The 2,602-nt window shown below is 38.9% G+C and carries 2 protein-coding genes; both read left to right on the top strand.

Annotated elements, in window-relative coordinates:
* Positions 1-178 precede the first annotated feature (178 nt).
* A complete protein-coding gene (locus tag BN52_RS02210) occupies positions 179-2,185 on the top strand; it encodes a KUP/HAK/KT family potassium transporter (RefSeq protein ID WP_008472502.1) in 2,007 nt (668 codons plus the stop codon).
* A gap of 125 nt (positions 2,186-2,310) precedes the next feature.
* The coding region (locus BN52_RS02205) for a KUP/HAK/KT family potassium transporter (RefSeq protein ID WP_040473320.1) at positions 2,311-2,602 on the top strand (292 nt) is incomplete at its 3' end.

Raw genomic sequence — 2,602 nt, 5'->3', positions numbered from 1 at the left:
AGAGATTATGCCATAACCAATTCCAAATAGGACATTTTACTAAGTTAACAGATAAGACATTATCACTTGTTAATCACAAATTTTGGTAAAGACTTACAAAAATTATTGTTTTAACGATTCCATGTAATTATACTAGTGAAAAATTTCGAAATTTTGATTTCAATTCTGGAGAAAAAATATGAATGATACAAATAAAAAAATGACTCTAGCTGGGCTATTAATCACTATCGGCATTGTCTATGGCGATATTGGAACTAGTCCTCTTTATGTTATGAAAAGTATTATTGGTGAAAATGGTGGGCTTGTTGCCGCTAACCGTGAATTAATCGTTGGTTCTATTTCATTGATTATCTGGACCGTAACTCTATTAACAACCATCAAGTACGTTGCAATCGCCCTTAAAGCCACTAACCACGGTGAAGGTGGTATCTTCTCTCTTTATGCACTAGTTAAAAAGAGAGCCAAATGGCTAGTCATCCCTGCTTTAGTCGGAGGAGCTGCACTACTTGCAGATGGTACATTGACTCCTGCAGTTACTGTTACTACCTCAATTGAAGGCTTGAAAAATATGAAATTCGGATCAAGCATCCCCGTTCCCAACCAAGCAACGGTAATCGCAATTACCGTTGTGATTCTCTTACTGCTCTTTTCAATTCAAGTCATGGGAACTAGCATTATAGGTAAAGCCTTTGGTCCCATTATGCTTGTTTGGTTTAGTTTTCTAGGAATTATCGGTCTGATCAATCTTGCTCACGATTGGACTTTGCTTGAAGCTTTCAATCCCTACTGGGCAATCAAAGTACTCTTCAGTCCTAGCAACAAAGTCGGTATCTTTATTCTCGGCTCTATTTTCCTAGCTACCACTGGTGCCGAAGCCCTCTATTCCGATGTCGGTCACGTTGGTAAAATGAACATCATTGGTTCCTGGCCATTTGTCTTTGCCTGCCTCGTACTCAATTATTTAGGACAAGGCGTCTGGATTTTGCAGCATACTAACTATCAAGCTAGCGGCGATCTCAACCCGTTTTTCGAAGTTGTTCCAACTAACTTAAGATTCTTTGCGATTATACTTGCAACGGTCGCTGCTATCATTGCTTCACAAGCCTTAGTTACTGGTTCCTTTACGCTTGTAGCCGAAGCCAGCAGCTTGAAGTTTTTGCCAAGGATGAATATCGTCTACCCTTCAACCGAGAAAGGTCAGATTTATATTCCAGCCATCAACAAAATGCTCTGCATCATCACGATTGCTGTCGTCTTCTACTTCCAAACTTCCGAACATATGGAAGCAGCCTATGGTCTAGCAATCACCGTCACTATGTTGATGACTACAATTTTATTATTCGAATATTTAGGGCTCAAAAATACCCCATTTGCCTTACGTAGTATATTCCTTGCAATTTTTGCCTTTATCGAACCAATGTTCTTCATCTCAAGCATGACCAAATTCTTACATGGTGGTTATGTTACGGTTTTAATTGCTGGTTTAATCGGTTTAGTAATGTACATTTGGTACTTCGGCAACAAGATTCGCGACCAACGTGAAGCACAAAATGCCTACGTCCGCTTAGACAACTATACTGAAATGCTAACCAACTTAAGCCATGATGAAGAATATCCAACTTATGCTACCAACTTGGTGTATATGGCTAAGGTAAAATACAATAAATTTATCAAGCGCGATATTCTCTACTCGATTCTTGATAAACGGCCTAAACGAGCTAAAGCTTATTGGTTTGTTACTGTAAATGTCACTGATGAGCCATACACTGCTGAATATGCAATTAACACCTATGGTACAAAAAACGTGATCAACATTCAGCTATATCTTGGTTTTAAAAAGCAGACTAGCGTTAATGTCTACTTAAGACAAATCGTCCATGACTTAATCGAAGATGGTACGATTGAAGCTCAGCCTCAAGAATACACGACTACTCCTGGTCGTAATGTTGGCGATTTCTCCTTTGTAATCGTTAGCGATGTCATCAGTCCGTTAACCAAGCTTTCAACATATGAACGGTGGATGGTTGAGCTTCGCGTCTGGTTACAAAATCTTTCTTCTAATCCTGCATCTTGGTTTGGTCTTAGTTATGCAGACACCGTTGTCGAGCGCATTCCATTAATCCTTGGCAATCAAAACCAAGTATCAATTAAGCGAACTGGTATAAAATCATTCGAAGAAAAGTAGGTCAAATATACTTGCATACTTGATCCAAATAGATGACAATAGATTTATCTTTAAAAAGGATGTCTCCTGGCATTCTTTTTTTCATGAGATGAAAAAGTGTAAGTTTATTTGATAAGGATGTTATTATGACCAAAAATATCAAGAAACGGGTCTCAGCTGCCGGCTTATTGATTGCCGTCGGAATCGTTTATGGAGATATCGGTACGAGCCCGCTCTATGTTATGAAGTCAATCGTCGAAGGCAATGGCGGTATTGCCAATGTCAACCGTGATTTTATTGTTGGCTCAATTTCATTAGTTTTATGGACTGTGACTTTGCTGACAACTTTGCAAACAGTGTTTATTGCGCTTAAAGCAACCAACCACGGCGAAGGAGGAATTTTTGCCCTTTACGCTTTAATTAGAAAACGAGCAAAAT

Source organism: Lactobacillus gigeriorum DSM 23908 = CRBIP 24.85 (assembly GCF_000296855.1).
Classification (GTDB): domain Bacteria; phylum Bacillota; class Bacilli; order Lactobacillales; family Lactobacillaceae; genus Lactobacillus; species Lactobacillus gigeriorum.
Note: the sequence above shows the minus strand (reverse complement) of the source record. Positions and strands in the feature narration are given on the sequence as shown.